15 protein-coding genes and 1 pseudogene are annotated in these 16,551 nt (G+C 46.0%); 8 read left to right on the top strand and 8 right to left on the bottom strand.

Annotated elements, in window-relative coordinates; all coding sequences use genetic code 11:
• Positions 1–134 precede the first annotated feature (134 nt).
• The 8 genes from MA_RS02850 (at position 135) to MA_RS02815 (ending at position 7,721) form a co-directional block, all read left to right on the top strand.
• Complete coding sequence (locus MA_RS02850) at positions 135–851, top strand: protein-L-isoaspartate O-methyltransferase (protein ID WP_011020592.1); 717 nt, start codon at positions 135–137, stop codon at positions 849–851.
• Positions 852–963: 112 nt separating this feature from the next.
• A complete protein-coding gene (locus MA_RS02845; protein ID WP_011020591.1) occupies positions 964–1,428 on the top strand; it encodes a bifunctional nuclease family protein in 465 nt (154 codons plus the stop codon).
• A 596-nt stretch (positions 1,429–2,024) separates the two neighbouring features.
• On the top strand, positions 2,025–2,846 hold the full coding sequence (hisF, locus tag MA_RS02840; protein WP_011020590.1) for an imidazole glycerol phosphate synthase subunit HisF: 822 nt from the start codon (positions 2,025–2,027) through the stop codon (positions 2,844–2,846).
• A gap of 47 nt (positions 2,847–2,893) precedes the next feature.
• The gene (locus MA_RS02835) at positions 2,894–3,181 is read left to right on the top strand and encodes a MazG nucleotide pyrophosphohydrolase domain-containing protein (protein WP_011020589.1); all 288 of its coding nucleotides are present in this window, start codon (positions 2,894–2,896) and stop codon (positions 3,179–3,181) included.
• Positions 3,182–3,528: 347 nt separating this feature from the next.
• Positions 3,529–3,930: a hypothetical protein gene (locus MA_RS02830; RefSeq protein WP_011020588.1), complete on the top strand. Its 402-nt coding sequence runs from the start codon at positions 3,529–3,531 to the stop codon at positions 3,928–3,930.
• A 256-nt stretch (positions 3,931–4,186) separates the two neighbouring features.
• Complete coding sequence (locus MA_RS02825; RefSeq protein WP_011020587.1) at positions 4,187–6,754, top strand: DUF3656 domain-containing U32 family peptidase; 2,568 nt, start codon at positions 4,187–4,189, stop codon at positions 6,752–6,754.
• A 66-nt stretch (positions 6,755–6,820) separates the two neighbouring features.
• On the top strand, positions 6,821–7,312 hold the full coding sequence (locus MA_RS02820) for a nucleoside 2-deoxyribosyltransferase (RefSeq protein WP_011020586.1): 492 nt from the start codon (positions 6,821–6,823) through the stop codon (positions 7,310–7,312).
• A gap of 151 nt (positions 7,313–7,463) precedes the next feature.
• Positions 7,464–7,721: a pro-sigmaK processing inhibitor BofA family protein gene (locus MA_RS02815; protein WP_011020585.1), complete on the top strand. Its 258-nt coding sequence runs from the start codon at positions 7,464–7,466 to the stop codon at positions 7,719–7,721.
• Between the two features lie 176 nt (positions 7,722–7,897).
• On the opposite strand, the gene MA_RS02810 is transcribed toward MA_RS02815, so the two are convergent.
• The 8 genes and pseudogenes from MA_RS02810 to MA_RS02775 form a co-directional block, all read right to left on the bottom strand.
• On the bottom strand, positions 7,898–8,698 hold the full coding sequence (locus MA_RS02810; RefSeq protein WP_011020584.1) for a class I SAM-dependent methyltransferase: 801 nt from the start codon (positions 8,696–8,698) through the stop codon (positions 7,898–7,900).
• Positions 8,699–8,737: 39 nt separating this feature from the next.
• On the bottom strand, positions 8,738–10,351 hold the full coding sequence (lysS, locus tag MA_RS02805; RefSeq protein WP_048066108.1) for a lysine--tRNA ligase: 1,614 nt from the start codon (positions 10,349–10,351) through the stop codon (positions 8,738–8,740).
• Positions 10,352–11,055: 704 nt separating this feature from the next.
• Positions 11,056–11,676, bottom strand: coding sequence for a PepSY domain-containing protein (locus MA_RS02800; protein ID WP_011020582.1), 621 nt, complete (start codon positions 11,674–11,676; stop codon positions 11,056–11,058).
• Positions 11,677–12,428: 752 nt separating this feature from the next.
• Positions 12,429–13,832, bottom strand: a pseudogene (gene mtbB / locus MA_RS02790) ([dimethylamine--corrinoid protein] Co-methyltransferase).
• Positions 13,833–13,892: 60 nt separating this feature from the next.
• Positions 13,893–14,042, bottom strand: coding sequence for a hypothetical protein (locus MA_RS28040; protein WP_162829674.1), 150 nt, complete (start codon positions 14,040–14,042; stop codon positions 13,893–13,895).
• Between the two features lie 18 nt (positions 14,043–14,060).
• Entirely contained in the window at positions 14,061–14,357 is a 297-nt protein-coding gene (locus MA_RS02785) for a hypothetical protein (RefSeq protein WP_048064905.1), read from the bottom strand.
• Position 14,358: 1 nt separating this feature from the next.
• Positions 14,359–15,420, bottom strand: a complete 1,062-nt coding sequence (locus MA_RS02780) for a DMT family transporter (RefSeq protein ID WP_011020579.1) — start codon at positions 15,418–15,420, stop codon at positions 14,359–14,361.
• A gap of 471 nt (positions 15,421–15,891) precedes the next feature.
• On the bottom strand, positions 15,892–16,542 hold the full coding sequence (locus MA_RS02775; protein WP_011020578.1) for a cobalamin B12-binding domain-containing protein: 651 nt from the start codon (positions 16,540–16,542) through the stop codon (positions 15,892–15,894).
• Positions 16,543–16,551 lie beyond the last annotated feature (9 nt).

Genomic DNA, 16,551 nt, shown 5'->3' with positions numbered 1-16,551 from the left:
AGAGAAATGAAGATGGAAAAAATCGGGAAATACACGCCTTTTCACCGATAAAAGCCAGGAACGGGGGTGTTCAGGTCCAGAAAAGGCGACATTGTGCTTGCAAAATACATAAAAAAATTTGCTAGAAAGAGGGGATTGTTCTGGTCAACGCGATTTCCGAAAAGGACTATATCAAGGATAGCAGGAGAAGAAAAAAAGAAGAAAAAGAATTCGAAAAGCTTCGCAAGCTCCTTGTAGAAGGGCTTGAAGATATCGTACGGGATAAAAAAGTGCTCAAGGCCATGTTCCGTGTTCCCAGACACAGGTTTGTTCCGGAATATGAGCAAAGGGCAGCTTATACGGACAGACCTCTAGAAATCGGTCATGGGCAAACAATATCCACCCCTCATACGGTTGCGCTTATGTGTGAAATCCTGGAGCTGTCTGAAGGGCATAAAGTCCTGGAAATTGGAACCGGGTCCGGATATAACGCTGCAGTAATGGCAGAGCTCGTAGGAAAAACCGGACATATATACAGTGTGGAACGCATAGAACCTCTTGTAAATTTTGCAAGAAAGAACCTGGAGCAAATGGGGTACGATAATGTTACAGTATTACTTGAGAATGGGTCAATGGGTTATCCCAGATATGCACCTTATGACAGGATCGCTGTAACATGCGCGGCCCCCACCATCCCCAAGGCTCTGTTGGAACAGTTAAAGCCTGGAGGAATAATGGTAATTCCTGTAGGAGATTATTCCCAGGAACTTATCAGGGTTAAAAAAGATAGCAATGGCAACATATATAAGAAAAGAAAAGGTGAAGTTATCTTCGTGCCTATGCTTGGAAGACATGGCTTCCCAAGAAGTTGAATATGCAAAAATTTGGCACCAGAAAAAGTATGAATCAGGGTATACGCATCTCCTTTAATAAATTAAAAAAAATTAAAAAAGGTATTAATATTTGTTAAATTAACTACTGGATATGGACATCGATGACTACGAAGATTTTGAAGAAATTTATGTTAAGGATGTCTATATAGTCGATGTTTTCAGTGACCCGACCCCTGTTGTACTTTTAGAGAATTTGAAAGGTGAGATGCTTCCCATATATATAGGACATCTGGAAGCCCTTTCAATAGGAAATGTGATTAAAAATATCTCTCCTCCTCGCCCGATGGCCCATGATCTCATGGTCAATATTTTCGACCGCCTGGAAATAAAGATTGAGGGCGTAATGATCGATGACAAGGTAGACAAAGTCTATTATGCCCGCCTCCTGGTCAGAAAGGACAATAACATAATGCAGTTTGATGCCAGACCAAGCGACTGTATCGCTCTTGCCCTCAGAGTGGGAGCCCCCATAAGGATCAGAAAGAAAGTGCTGGAATGTTCCGAAATAGAAATGTCGAGACTTGAAGGCGCCCGTGTAATGAATATTTTTGGCTGAACCGGCAGAGTTGCGCCAGCAGAGTTGCGGCTCTGCAGTGCGCTGTCCTTCCCGAATTGCGCCCCGGGATCACAAGAAAATCATAGATTTTCTGGGAGTTGCGATGTAATCGCAACAGTACGCGGTCTGTTTCGCTCCGCTCAAGCAGACTATTTATGGGTTAAGAAGTGAGTTGCGCCCAAGAGGACTACTTGATGGGTTTTAGCATTTAAGATCTGCTTTTTCTGCTTTTTTGCATGACCTCCGGATCGGCTGGCCGGAGCGCTTATAGTCCATGTGACTTGAAAAAGCATATTCTGGAAAAGAGAAAGTATTCTTTCGGCCCGGGGATATTTCCTTCAAGATCTATCTCTCTTAATTGCGACGCCGGCTTTTAGACCGCATTTTATTGGACTGACGGTTGACCCGAGCCCCTTGCGGCACAGGGGGAGAAAAACGGAAGATCTCTGCCGGGACTCTGCAAGAAGCCAACGAGTTAATAACAGCCCACCGGGGGTTATTTTGTCTCTGCTTATTCTGGCAGCCTGCTGTCTTCAGGACTTCTCCCACTCAATTTCAATAAGCTTTTAATAACAGTTAATTTCATAATCCCTTAGATGCTCACCAAAAGAATAATACCATGCCTTGATGTGACCCTTGACAGGGCAGGCGGCTGTGTAGTCAAGGGTGTGGAGTTTGTGGACCTGAAAGAGGCCGGAGACCCTGTGGAGCTCGCCAAGCGTTATAATGAAGACGGCGCAGATGAACTTGTTTTCCTGGATATCACAGCTTCAGCCCACGGAAGGGAAACAATGATCGATGTAATCGAAAGGACTGCAGATGAGGTTTTCATTCCCCTCACAGTGGGAGGCGGGATCAGTTCGATCGACGCAATCCGCCAGATCCTCAGGGCAGGCGCGGATAAGGTTTCGGTCAATACCTCGGCAGTAAAGAATCCTGATTTTATCAAAGAGTCTTCGGATATATTCGGGGCCCAGTGTATCGTTACTGCGATTGACTGCAGGCGAAATACCGATATAAAGAATAATCCCGACAAAACCGTCCTGGAACTTGAAGACGGGACCCCGGCCTGGTACGAAGTGGTAATTTACGGAGGCAGGGAAGCGACAGGGATTGATGCCGTGCAGTGGGCAAAAAAAGCTGAAGAACTGGGGTCCGGCGAAATCCTCCTTACAAGCATGGATCGGGACGGGACCTGTGCTGGCTACGACCTACCGATTACAAGAAAGCTCTCCGAAGAGCTCGACATTCCCATCATCGCCTCCGGAGGAGTAGGGAACCCGCAGCACATCTACGAAGGATTTTCCGAAGGAAAAGCCGATGCAGCCCTTGCAGCAAGCATTTTCCACTTCAGTGAATATTCGATATGGGAAGTTAAAGAATACCTGAGAGAGCGGGAAATCCCTGTAAGGCTCTGAATGCTAGAAAAACTGAGGGCAAAACAGGAGAGGCAGGAGAGAGAAGAATGGAGATTTCCAAGTTTCAGAAGCTTATGTATGAACTCTACGCCCATAACGACAAAAGGCGAGGTGGGAAGGCTACCATGCTCTGGCTGGTTGAAGAAGTAGGAGAACTTGCCGAAGCTATTCGCAGAGAAGAACCCGAAAATATAGAAGAAGAACTTGCGGACTGTTTTGCCTGGATAGGAGCTCTTGCCAACCTTTACGGAATTGACCTTGAAGAAGCCTTTCTTAAAAAATACCCTGGAGTTTGCCCTACCTGCAGTCAAAAACCCTGCATTTGCACTGACTGAGGATACAGAAGTTCGGAGTTAGTTTTTGTTCAGGCGGTTTTGTTCAAGCAGAAAAACCTGAGAATTGGGACCACGGTATTCAAAAGTGAGAATCCTCATGATCCCACTTTCAAGGATTCTACTTTTTCAAAACAAAAAGTTTTTTGGGAATAATCTGCTTTTTCAGGACAACCTGTTTTTAAGGGATTTAATCTGTCCAGAGCCGATGCTATCAATTTTATTCTCTCCAATTAGATATAATTATAAAAATACTCAGTTTCAGAGATTTTGAGATACTTTTTTATTTATTAGAGGCAATCTCTTGTTCGGAGTTTTATCTGATTTGTTATTTCTCGGGGTAATCGAAGATGTCAGAAACAGAAAACATGGAAACTCTTGAAGGTTTGCAGTTGAAGATCCTTAACAACACCGGTGATGACTTTGTACTTCAGGCTCAGAAAATCGAGAAGGGAATGTACAAAAAAAGCCACATTGCTCCAGAAAAGATTGGGTCTTACGAGGAAAAGAGTTTTGGACTGGTTGCATGCGAAGGAAGCTGCGAAGGTGGAGCGGACATTGAAGGCTGGATAAAATACGGAATAGGGTGTTCGGAAGGATATTTCAAGATACACTTCAAGTACATAGGGAAGCAAGACAAAGTCAGCTATTCCTGTGAATCCCACATGCATGAGGGAAAGATACTCTGCGAAACCTCAAAAGATAAGAAAAGCGATAGGATCATTACCTGGATAATAGGGCCAAAGGCATAACCCGAAAAAACATTCTATCGGACTCTGTCCGGTAGCTCTGCAGTCTAACCCTTTTTTGTTTTTTACTTTTTACTTTTTATTCTTGGTGTTCCTCCTTTTGATTTTAGAACATTTTGTTTCCCATAATCCTTGATTTCAGAACATTTTGTTTCCCATAATCCTTGATTTTAGAACCCTTTGATTTTAGCCCCTTGAGTTATCCGGCAGGAAAAGGATGCCAAAGCTTAATTAAGAGCATCCTCTGTAATCCCAACTGATGAAACCTGCAAAACCTGAACTGCTGGCACCGGCTGGCGGCATGGAAGCCCTGAAGGCAGCTGTGGAAAACGGAGCTGACGCTGTATATATAGGAGCCAGGGCTTTTAGCGCCCGGGGATATGCATCTAATTTTTCAGAGGAAGAGCTTGAACAAGCTATTGATTATGCCCATCTCAGGGGCGTAAAAATATACGTAACCGTAAACACCCTGCTCAAGGAAGGGGAAGTTGAAAGTGCACTTATACTGCTTTCCCGGCTAAGAGAAACGGGAGCAGACGCGATTATCATTCAGGACCCGGGACTTATTGCCCTTTCCAGAAAATACCTGCCTGACCTTCCTCTCCATGCAAGCACGCAGATGACCCTGCACAATAGTGAAGGAGTTGCTTTTGCAAAGGATCTGGGAATCGAAAGGGTCGTACTCTCAAGGGAAACTTCGCTTGAAGAGATCAGAAAGATAAAAGAAAAAAGTGATATGGAGATAGAGGTTTTTGTACACGGAGCCCTCTGCATTTCCTATTCGGGCCAGTGCCTCCTGAGCAGTCTTATAGGGGGGAGGAGCGGGAACAGGGGATACTGCGCCCAGCCGTGCCGCAAAAAGTACAGGTTGTACTGTGCAGGCAAGCAGGTTAAAACAGGCGGTAGTTACCTTTTAAGTCCCAGGGACCTTAACACGGCTTCATACCTCGGAGCCCTCATTGAAGCCGGGATAGAATCCTTCAAAATAGAAGGCAGGATGAAAAGACCTGAGTATGTTGCAGGAGTTGTAAGGATCTACCGCCGCCTGATTGACAGGTACTTTAAAAACCCTGCCAGGTATTTTGTATCCGAAGAGGAGCAGGAGACTCTTACCCAGCTTTTTAACCGCGGTTTTACCTCAGGCTACTTTTTCGAAAACCCACGTGGAAAACTCATGAGCCGGGAAAACCCCCACAACCGCGGGATTCCTGCAGGCAAGATCGTCAGCTATGACCGGCGCACAAAGCGAATCCGTGTAAAACTCTCAAACACCCTCCGCCCGGGAGACGGGATAATGGTCGAAAACGCCGAGACCAGACCGGAAGATAAGGGAAAAATCATCTCTTCGATGTATACTGAAAAAGGCCCCGTATACAGCGCAGGGAAAGGGGAAGTCGTGGAAATCCCCTTTGATTCAAGGGCGCCCTCAGGAAGCACGGTCTACAGGACTCATGACAAGAAGCTTATGGATTCCCTGAAAAAAGAAAGCGAATCAGGAACCCTGAGGCCAAAGATCCCTGTATCCCTCACAGCAACCCTTACCCCCGGAAAACCTGCCCGGCTCGGGATAAAAGACAGCGATTCAAATGTAGTTACTGTGGAATCCGAATATCTTGTTGAGGAAGCAGAAAAGCTCCCGACCTCAAAAGCCCAGATCGAAAAACAGCTCACCAAGCTTGGAAACACTCTATTTGAGGCATCCGAACTTAATGTAAATGTTGAAGGGGACATCTTTATTCCCGTAGGAAAGCTGAACGAGCTGAGGACAAAAGCGGTTCTGCAGCTTGAAAACCTGCGTGTCTCAAAGTGGAAGCGGAAGCCTCTCGAGAATCTGCAGCTCCCTGCCCCCGGAGAAAAAAAGACAGAAGGAATAAAGGGAATAGAGGGAACAAAAGCTCAAAAACTTGCAAAAAAGCCCTTACTTTCGGTTTCCGTATATTCCCCCGAGGGGTTGGAAGGAGCAATTGCAGGAGGAGCTGATTGTGTATATTTCGGAGAAGGGCTTTTCAGGAAGCCAAAAGCAACCGAAGGAGAGAAAGCCTCCAATAAAGAGGGGCTTTCCGGCGGAAAGCCGGACTCTATTTTTGAGAACGCAGTCATGAAATCCAGGGCTGCAGGCAGAAAAATCTATTTTAATACTCCAAAAATCGTTAAGGATTCCGGGATGGAACAGGTAGAAGAACTTTTTTCCCGTGCGGAAAAGTTCGGAGCTGACGGAGTCCTTGTTTCAAATCTAGGGACGTTTAACCTTGCAAAAGAAAAAAAGGTTCCGTGTATTGCAGGCAGTCCCCTGAATATCTATAACGGTTACACCTTTGCCCTCCTTTTGCAGAACTGGGCAGAAATGGCGGTACTGTCTCCCGAACTAACGCTTGAAGAGCTAAAAGAAGTAGCGACTTACGGACCTGCCGAATGCATCGTCCACGGCCGCCTCGAACTGATGGAATCCGAGCACTGCCTGGTAGGTGGGCTGCTAGGGAAAGCAGGAAGCAAATGCAGTGCGCCCTGTGCCTCAGGAAACTTTACTCTGGTAGATGAAAAGAAATATGAATTTCCTCTCCTCATGGACTACCAGTGCCGGACTCACCTTTTGAACTCAAGGTCCCTCTGCATGCTCGAATATATCCCCTTACTTGTCGAAAGCGGAGTTGCAAGCCTGAGGATTGAAACGCTCGGGATGGACAGCGCAGAAGAAATCAGGCGAGTTACAGCAGAGTACAGAAAGGCAATTGATGCGTTTTGCGAGACCGGAGAGAAGATAAAGGAAAAATGTGAGAGTCTCGGAAAAGGTTTTACCGCGGGGCATTACTTCAGAGGCGTGCAATAAAGGGCTGAAACAGAAAAAAAATATGTTACAGGCAGGAACAGGCGGGAAAAGAAAGAACAGAATAGAATGGAAGAAAAGAATAGAGTAGGAAAGAAGGAGGACAGGATAATGGGAATAAATAACGGCACAGGACAGCAGCACCCGAAAATATTCCTTTCAGGCTCGATCCGGGGAGGGAGGCAGCTTCTTGAGATATATCGGTTAATGTACGACTCCCTCGAAGAAGCAGGAGCTGATGTACTCAGCTGGCATGTTGCAGACCCCGGGCTCGAAGAAAACGAATCGAAAATGACCGAACAGGAGATCTATGCCAGAGATATCGGTTTACTTACAAAAAGCGATGCCCTGATTGCAGAAGTGACAGTACCGTCCATAGGTGTGGGCTATGAAATCTGCAGGGCGCTCGTCCGGAAAATTCCCGTGCTCTGCCTGCACAGGCCTGAGGCAGCAGTTTCTGCAATGGTGCTCGGGAACCCTGACCCTTCGCTGGAGGTAAGGACTTATTCAGACAAGGTTGCACTTAAGGAAATTATTGTTGAATTTGCCCTGGCTCTTTAAGGGAAAAAGTGCCGTAAAATAGCATTTCATTCTCAAATAAAAAATGTCGAGCGGCATTTTCAAGTACACCGGGCACAAATTTCCAGAAAGCCACTACTGTTTCATAAAACTCAATGATAAATATAAATAATTTGAACACTATGTATAATCTATGGTAGTTGGAATTACCGAAATTTCAGTATTGATTCTGGCAGTTGTGGCGGCAGTTGTGCTGTACAAAATCCTCAAGACTGCCACCAGCCTTGCAATAAATGCAGTGCTTGGGATCTTAACCCTGATCGTAGCAAAATTTTTGCTGGGACTTGAAATTGCAATCACGTGGGTAGCAGTTCTGATCTGTGCAATAGGAGGAATCTTCGGAGCCCTTGTAATAATCGTGCTCAATTACCTTAAGTTAGCCTTTGTATGAAAAACAAAAACAAAAGTAAAAAAAGAAAATTGAAGCTGAAATTAAAAATGAAATCAAAAACGAAATTACAACTATAATAAGAATTAAAATCAAATATTCTCAGGCTTGTTTGAAGTTGTGTAGAGGATCTGAAACGGCGAAAACAGATGGGTCAGAAGATTCAGAAAATGTCTGAATCAAGTTCGAAGTTTTCGAAAAACTCCTCTGACCATGTGCCGGACATAAGATTCCCCTCCAAAAGTTTTCTCTTTTCTTACACTTTCCAGTTCAAGAACTTCAAACCCACAGAAAAGTTCCTTCACCTCTTCTTCGGTAAAATAATGGTAGATTATCCCGTTTTGCCGGACAAAAGTGTTATTTTCAAACGGGCTTGAAGGCTCTCCCCCACAGCGCATATCCTCCCTGCCGAAAGCCTCGAAAAAAATTAAACCGCCGCAGTTGAGCACGTGCATGAACTCCCTGACTGCAGCCTCCCGCTCTTCTTTGAAAAGGTGCTGAAGCACCCCGTAACAGAGAATTCCGTCAAAAGACCCGGATTTGAAAGGAAGAGCGTGCACACTTGCCCCAAAGTGTTCTGCAAATCTGCCGCTTCTTGCAAGCTGGGTACGGGAACTGCGAAGAGCAATTAAGGAGATGTCAACCCCGACCGCACTGTAGCGCCTTGAAAGTTCCCCAAGGTACCTCCCGTTCCCTGAACCGGCATCAAGAACCTTCATACCCGGCGCAAGGTAAGCTTGCAGGCTCCGGATAGATGCAGGCCCCCCCCATTTGAGGTGGGAGTACTCCTTATCCCAGGCAAGGAAGTGCTTTTTTGAAGAGCCTGCCTTTGAAGGGCTTGAAGATTTTTTCACCGGTATGTCCAGATCCTTTGATGCGACCAGATTATTTGATGCGACCGGATCCTCTGGTGCGGCGGTCAGATCCTTTATTTCTACCGTGCCTGGAATCTCTGAGGCTGGGATGTAGAAGTCCTTCATATCCAGTTAGTTATCCGTTTCCATATTCATCGTTTTTATTCAGCTGCTTTTTTCAGGGTTGTATGTTGAAGCTTCCCTGAACCGGGTTATCAGGAAGCCCTTCTCAAAGGAAGACAGGAACCAACCAGCTTTCGGGCCTGAGCTCTGCCCGAGAATTGAGGTATAAATCGCTTTGAAAAGGTCTTTTGGATCCACCTGCGGGACAGGTACGTTTACCTTTTGTGCAATCAGCCTGTTCAATTCGGAACCTTCGTCTTTTGCGGAATAGACCAGCATATGGTATTCTTCTCCGCTGATTTTTCCTTTCGTCTCTATAAGATCGGCAAAAGCTCCGAGAAAGGCTTTCTGGAGTTCCGAAAGGGTTGCTGTCTGCACGGGCACCTTTTCTTTTACGCTAAATTTCGCAAACGGAGGCGCATAGAGTTCAAGCCATCTGGAGACGTTATCTGCAAGTTCCCTGATGCATTTTTCATTCTCAGTTGAAAAGCCCGAACGCTTTACGATCTTCAGCACCTGCTCGAAGTCTCCCCTGGCAACCTGGTAGATCGTAACCATCTGCTTGAAAGGAATTTCAGGATGGCAGATCCCGGTTGCCCTGGAAAGCTCATAAATCCTCTTTTCAAAGTCCCCGAGGGAGGGATCATTTTCCCGGAATTTGTCCCTGAGCCGCTCGTATTCGTCCACCAGGTTAAGGAGAGGCTGCCCTGGGTCGAACTGGATATGTTTTTCAGGTTTTGTACGGATGATCAGGTAGCGCAGGACTTCCGGAGGCACGACCTCAAGCATGTCCGAAATCGAGACAACAACTCCCGTAGAAGATGACATTGCTCCCCGCTTTCCGAGCATTATCCACTCGTAGACGATAGGGAAGGGAGGCTCATGCCCGTAGATTTCCCTTACTATTCGCTTGCCGGTGTCATAGGAGCCGCCCTTTGAGGCGTGGTCTTTTCCGAAAGGTTCCACAGTCACCCCAAGTACAGCCCAGCGGGCAGGCCAGTCCACTCTCCAGGTGAGTTTACCTCCCCCTGCCATTGGCACCGTTCCCGAGTGCCCGCAGGCACAGACGTAATCCACGGTTTCGGCTTCGAGGTCAAAACCCGCAACCTTAGTAGTCGTGATTTTCCCGCACTCGTTACAGCGGGGGTTGAAAGGGCTCCAATCTTCTGCAACTGTTTTGCCCGAGACCTCTTCAAGGATCTTTGCAATTTCATCCCTTTTTGCTAGGGCAGTCTTTATCGCTTCGGTATACAGTCCTGCCCTGTACATTTCGTCTGCCCTTAAGACCTCGGGGTTGATGCCCAGGCGCCTTAAGGCTTCAATGAAAGGTTTCAGGAAATGTTCGGCATAGTTTGCACAGTCCCCGCATGGGCAGGGCACCTCGGAAATTGGTTTTCCCACATGTTCGGCATAACTTTCAGGCAGGAAAGGGTAAACCTTGCGCAGAGGGTCGTAGTTGTCAGCAATATAGATTAAACGGGCGTCTGCCCCCATGTCAAGGAGAGCCCTGTAAGCAGCATCTGCAGTCACGACCTCCCTCATATTGCCTATATGGATATGCCCGGAGGGAGTGATTCCTGTGGCAACAAGGTGCTTGCCACTCTTATTTAACACGTCTTCGGCTATGACGTCTGCCCAGTGAATTGTGTCAGCCATAGTTCTCACCAGAATAATCAGATAAACCGTAGAATCAGGTATGGAAACAAGAAATGAGGCCCTGTTCATGCATTAATCTACAGGTTTGGGTCTCCTGCATAATTATCGTTTCAACTGATAAACTTTGGGCTGGAAATGAAAAAACCTGAAGTTACCTGATTTCGTTCCATATCAGAGCACAGGATAGAAAAAGAGGAGCAAAAGTGAACGAGAGAAGAAAGAGAGCATCAACTAAGAGGCAGAAAAAAATGAAAAAAAAATGGAGGTTCAAAGGCAAATTGATTAAGGAGTCTGTAGAATTACGGAGACTTAAAATGGCGCTTTAAGAGGAAAATCAAGTAAATTTGATTTCCCAATAAATAAAAGTATGTATAAATATATAAATTTATCGCATTAAGTAGAGTACATATTTAAAAAAACAAAATATACAGAACAACAAGAGTGAAAACAACTTAAACGGACCTCCAAAATTAAAACCTTTCAGACCCGAAGGAAAAACTGCAAATTGGGAAAAAAGAAGAAAAATGACTGCAAAAAAATAAAAAGGTTTAAACTATGAAAATCCGTAGAAATGGCGGTTTCTAAAACCCGGGTTTCAGAAAAGTTTTATAAAGATGACTCTGCTGAAACCAACAAAAATTATGCTGACTTATTTTGACTCTGAATCAAGAATGGTAAAGCTTTTGTTTCATTTTCCGCCCGTATCAATCATCAAAAACAGATTCGACATTCCAATCCACAATTGTTCCAGTAGTTGCATCAATTTCAAATTCATACTCCATACTGTCAAAAACAATAGATCCTTCATATACTGCCATTCCATCTTCATAGTCCAGATAAAGCCGGATGTCAGATTCCGTTGCTCCTGAAACTTTTTCAAGTGCTATGGATTTTGCCTTTTCTTCACCGATATACGTACTGTTATCACCTGACTGTGTACTGCCGGACGCCGAATAGTTTTCAGCATCATAGTCATAACTCAAAATTTCTCCCGTAGAAGCATCAATATCATAATCATACTCGGTATTACCGCTATAAAACTCGATTTCATACTCCTGCTTGCCATCTTCTGTGTCAAGTTTTGCTGTAACAAAAGTGACATTAGCTTCTGCAAGTCCGGCATGAGAAAGAGCGATTTCCTTTGCTCGGTCTGCAGTCATATTATCCGGGCTGGCAGTAGTTTCATCTGTTGATGAGTTTGCAGAAATTGTAGGGGAGATTGCTTCATCAGCAGTGCTGGGTGTCGTATCATCTGTATCCGCACAGCCGGCAACACTGATCACCAATAAACCGACCATCAATACCGTAAAAAGTATTTTTTTCACCAGAATACCTCAAGATGTAAGTTTATTTCGTGTTAAAAGGAGTTTAAATTATATAGACATAAGCGTTACTATTTAGGCAAAGGTTTGAACTTAAAGATTAAAGCCAGATTATGATCTGGTACCTGCAGAACCCGGAGATAAACACAGAGACCTTTTACGGAAAGAGAAAGATATGAATCAGGAAGCCCCTTTCTCACTTATGAAGGAAACGAGGAGGAGTAGTTAGCCTGAGATCCAAAAGACACCAGAGAAAGAGATTCAAGAAGAGCTCCAAAAAGATTTAAAAAATAAAAGCATCAGGAAGATACTGTCGTCATCCATCAGAGGATTACTTTTCTGACCTGCACCTGTGAAATCGGCTTTTTCGAGCTTTCTGTTTTTAGCTATCTGTTTTTAGCTATCTGTTTTTAGCTATCTGTTTTTAGCTATCTGTTTTTAGCTATCTGTTTTTAGCTATCTGTTTTTAGCTATCTGTTTTTAGCTATCTGTTTTTAGCTATCTGTTTTTAGCTATCTGTTTTTAGCTATCTGTTTTTAGCTATCTGTTTTTAGCTATCTGTTTTTAGCTATCTGTTTTTAGCTATCTGTTTTTAGCTATCTGTTTTTAGCTATCTGTTTTTAGCTATCTGTTTTTAGCTCGTTTTCAGGACAGGAGAGTGCTCCCTGCTGCACAAAAAATAGAAGGAACGCAGGCTCATGCCTGAGATTCCTTCAAAGGTCTGTTCTTACCTGATCCGTTTTTCAGATCTTTTTTTACTGGATCTGTTTTCTGAAGAGATTGCAGGAGTTTATCTTGATGTCAAGCAGCTTCTCGATATTCATTTTCGCAGCAATGCCTTTTGCAGCACCCGGGACTGAGGTGATCACTCCGATATCGAGCTCTTCACGGAGTTCGCGCATAACGTGCTCGTCTGCGAGGTCCATTACGTCCACATTGAGTTTCTTTGCCACGTACTCTTTTGCCTCTCCGATGCGCATGTTCTTTGAGAACTGCATCCTTGCAACAAGGTCGCCTGCTGCTCTGATCCCGGTCATACCTGAAGCCATTATGTGGGAAATCGGCATACCCAGAGGGTCGCCGACCCCGATCTATATGCCGTCGACACCGGCAACTTCGACCATTGCCTTGCTGGCCCTTGTAACAGCATCCACAGGTGGAGTTTCAAGCATGGGAATTCCGCCCACACCCATCCCCATGTCAACATGACAGGGAATAGGAGAAGCCTGAACAGCTGCCTTCATGAAGTTGACTGCGCGGGCAAGGTTCCAGGCTGAGGTCTTGCTGGTGTTGGTGTTGCACACAGGTCCGAAAACGTTTGCTCCGGCTTTTGCGACAAGAGGAGCCTGCTGGTGCGGCCAGAGCCCGGCAAGGGTCACGCCGTCGTACTGCAGGTTCCCGTGCATACCGAGAACACATTCTCCAGCCATGCCGGCTTCGATGTACATGTCAGGGAATTCCTTCCTGAGGGCCTCGATTGCGTGCAGAGTCCCGTACATGTCAGCATCGCCTGCTGCTGCAGTTGTATCAAAGTTGACACCGTCCGTCCCGGAGGCAAAGAGCTTCTGCATGACCCAGACAGTGTCCCTGGTCAGGTGCTCTGCGGCATGTTCCATGGACTCCCAGGCTTCCTGAATCTTGAAAGCTTTCATGAGGTCACCGGGATTTTCGAAAGGTCCGTCAGGGGTGTAGTAAAGCCCCATGTTGGGCATTGCGCCGTAGAAGAGCGGAATAATCATGTTCTGCTGGCAGACTTCCATTGCCTGGCACTCGTTTGAGACCACGGGTTTTACCGGCTTGAAACTGTAGTCGATGTGCCCGAGTTCCATTGTATCGGCGCCAAAAGCACGTTCATGCGTCATACAACCTACAAGCCGGCTGGAAGGAATTCCAACTCCGCTGTTGCCCTGATCTCCGTCAAGCCGGATTGTACCGATGTCGTGGGTGACAGGGACTTCCATGCCCTGTTCGACACTCACGGCTTTCCCGGGCATCATAAGGATTTCTGCAAGCTTGTCAATCTCATCGGCACTGAGATCAGGGATTTCCCCGAGGTCTGAGGCATTCGCCATACCTGCCTCAAGTTCCTCCAGGATTTTCTCTTTTGTGAGGAAGACCCTCTTCCCGTCTCCCATCCTTAAAGCATATTCAGTTGCCATTTTTTCACCATTTATGTTGATTATTGGACATTAGGTTTGGAAAACTGTATTCACTCGGGTTCAGAACTTGGACACGAAAGTCCTTGCCTGCCAGAGGGCGATTACCGCCAGGACCAGGATGAGAACCATCCACATAATGTCCCCGGCAGGGATGAAGGAGTTTGCCCAGTAGGCATTGTAAGCTTCCATTGCAGCTGCTGTTTGTACCATGTTTAACCTCCGATAAGATTATACATATCTCAGACAGGCATCTGAGCCACGGGCCTTTCCGAAGTCGGTGATCACGTATTTGTGCAGGAGGAAACCTTTTTTGTAGATCCCGTCCTCATCGACTTTCTGCTCCACGTCCTTCAGCATCCCTCCGGACGCCAGTTCGATGATATCGAAGTTGATGCTGTCCCGGTTGTAATTCCCATGCATGTTGTACTCTTCCTGGATCTTTGAAACAATCTCATAGTTCCAGCGTTCCTTTTCATCCAGCAAGAATTCCAGAATCCTGAATTTAATCGGGCGGTTTCCGCTCACTTCACTCACCTCTCAAAGTTTCAAGTTCACTTGTGTCTTCCGTAAACATAACGAAACTACCAATAACACAGAGAGTGCCTCCGACAAGGATGGTCCACTGCGGGACATCTCCGAAGAAGAGGAAAATGAAGATAATAGCAAACAACCCGTAGAGGTTTCCTATACCCTGGCCTCTCCCTACCCCGATAAGCGGGAAGGACTTGTACCAGCAGACATAACAGAAACCAAAGGTAATTCCTGCGAAGATCAGAACCAGCAAAGTCAGAGGTTCGAAAGCCTGGAATGCAAAGGAATACATCGGGTAACCGACAATTGCGAGTATCGGAACGATAATGACCCACCAGATCAGATTTTCTCCGACGAACCTGAGGGTCAGCCCCACATCGGGTTCGGAAATGTCGAGACCTTTTCCTGCGATTGCACCTTCAATTCCCCAGCCGGCAGCAGCCATCAAACCTCCGAGGTATCCGATCCACTGGACATTGCCTGAGGAAAGCTCGGTCAGAAGCCCGCCTCCGAAGATCGTAACGCCTCCTACAATGATGACAGCAATACCGATTGCCGCTCTTTTGGAGATCTTTTCCCCGTACCAGTAGTAGGCAAGAATCGAACCCACCACAGGGTAAAGAAGAGCTGCAACAGCTGCGAATGCTCCGCCAATGAAGCCCATTGCAATGAACGAACCGAGAATTGCCATCGGACCTCCGAAAATTGAAGCAAGGAAGAACCATTTGGAGCACGGATGGAATTCTTTCATTGTCCGGACAAGTTCTCCGAATTTACCGAGAACCCCGTTCCAGAGCATAAGCGCAAGCATTACCGTAAGCGCATTGAAGGCCGTAATAAGAACAGCAGTTATGATCAGAGCTGTGCCGTCTCCACCGGTTTCGGCAATAGCCCCATACATCTCATCAAAAGGGTTAAGCACCCACACAACGGTCCCTGGAAGATACCAGATACCCCAGAATACAGCACAGAAAAGGGCCCACATATACCCTTTACTGATCTTTCGTTTACTTTCCTGTTTTTTTAAGGCTTTTAAATCCACGGAAAATCCCTCCATTTTTCAGATGCGCTATGGAATTCCCTCAGGGCATGAGTCCGTCTCAGCCCTATTCCACAGCCTGAAAGTACAGCTTGCGAACCGTCTCTATGGGCATTTGCATCTCAGGGAACCAGATTGACATTAAAGTTGAATTTCTACAATACCGTTTTTTTGGTCATCTGATTTTATTGAACTACAATTATATAGCTAGTTTTAATTCCTGTATTTAACCAGAAATCAGCAGACCAGGAATCAGCAGCTTTGCAGTTTACTGCCATATTTTCCCTGAATATGCCAGAGGAGAATATAGAGCAAAACTGCTGCACTGCCTTTTCTATGATTACTGGATTTTCCCGTGAGTATGACCGAATATGCAAGAACTTTTTTGTATACCCTTAGCTATCGGTTTCGCAAAAACCACACAAAATAAAGTTGGGCAGAAAACGCATTTGATCAGGTCACCTGCGTTTACTGCTTACTGAACCTTTTTTAGAGTAAGACTGCTCTTACCTTGCTGACTACATCGGTGGCACTTTCTCCGTAGAGGTCTGCGCCGATCTTGTCAGCCCAGTCCTGGGTAACGGGTGCGCCTCCGACCATGGTCTTAACCTGGTCGCGGATACCTGCTTCTTTCAGCTGTTCCTCGATCTGGATCTGGTTGACCATGGTAGTGGTCATAAGGGCGGAGGATGCGATGATCTGTGGTTTGACTTCCTTTGCCTTTTCGACAAAGGTCTTTATCGGGACGTCTCTTCCGAGGTCCACTACTTTAAAGCCTGCAATGTTGAGCATGGAGGCAACGATGTCCTTTCCGATGGAGTGGATGTCGCCTTCGATGGTCCCGATGACAACGGTTCCAAGGCTCTTGGTCTCAGACTTGCGTTTTTCCATTTCCGGCTTAATAACTTCCATGCCTGTGTTCATTGCTTCGGCAGCTGCAAGCACATGGGGGAGGAAAAGGGAACCCTGTTCGAACTGTTCACCTACTTCTTGCATGCCTGCGGTAAATCCTTTCTCAATGAGCTCTACAGGGTCAATACCTGCAGCGAGGGCTTCTTCTGCAACTTCTGCTGCGAGTTCCTCATCAAAATCGGTGATTGCATCTTTTGCTTTTGCAATGATTTCTTCTTTGCTTGCCATTTTTAGATC

This window comes from Methanosarcina acetivorans C2A, from assembly GCF_000007345.1.
GTDB classification, from domain to species: domain Archaea; phylum Halobacteriota; class Methanosarcinia; order Methanosarcinales; family Methanosarcinaceae; genus Methanosarcina; species Methanosarcina acetivorans.
The sequence above is the reverse complement of the archived record's forward strand: the minus strand, read 5'-3'. Positions and strand labels throughout refer to the sequence as shown.

Excerpts from the sequence above, each read along its gene's own strand:
- MA_RS02845 (WP_011020591.1), top strand. The coding sequence starts at position 964 with ATGGACATCGATGACTACGAAGATTTTGAAGAAATTTATGTTAAGGAT.
- hisF (WP_011020590.1), top strand. The coding sequence starts at position 2,025 with ATGCTCACCAAAAGAATAATACCATGCCTTGATGTGACCCTTGACAGG.
- MA_RS02835 (WP_011020589.1), top strand. The coding sequence starts at position 2,894 with ATGGAGATTTCCAAGTTTCAGAAGCTTATGTATGAACTCTACGCCCAT.
- MA_RS02830 (WP_011020588.1), top strand. The coding sequence starts at position 3,529 with ATGTCAGAAACAGAAAACATGGAAACTCTTGAAGGTTTGCAGTTGAAG.
- MA_RS02825 (WP_011020587.1), top strand. The coding sequence starts at position 4,187 with ATGAAACCTGCAAAACCTGAACTGCTGGCACCGGCTGGCGGCATGGAA.
- MA_RS02820 (WP_011020586.1), top strand. The coding sequence starts at position 6,821 with ATGGAAGAAAAGAATAGAGTAGGAAAGAAGGAGGACAGGATAATGGGA.
- MA_RS02815 (WP_011020585.1), top strand. The coding sequence starts at position 7,464 with ATGGTAGTTGGAATTACCGAAATTTCAGTATTGATTCTGGCAGTTGTG.
- MA_RS02810 (WP_011020584.1), bottom strand. The coding sequence starts at position 8,698 with ATGAAGGACTTCTACATCCCAGCCTCAGAGATTCCAGGCACGGTAGAA.
- lysS (WP_048066108.1), bottom strand. The coding sequence starts at position 10,351 with ATGGCTGACACAATTCACTGGGCAGACGTCATAGCCGAAGACGTGTTA.
- MA_RS28040 (WP_162829674.1), bottom strand. The coding sequence starts at position 14,042 with ATGGTACAAACAGCAGCTGCAATGGAAGCTTACAATGCCTACTGGGCA.
- MA_RS02780 (WP_011020579.1), bottom strand. The coding sequence starts at position 15,420 with ATGGAGGGATTTTCCGTGGATTTAAAAGCCTTAAAAAAACAGGAAAGT.
- MA_RS02775 (WP_011020578.1), bottom strand. The coding sequence starts at position 16,542 with ATGGCAAGCAAAGAAGAAATCATTGCAAAAGCAAAAGATGCAATCACC.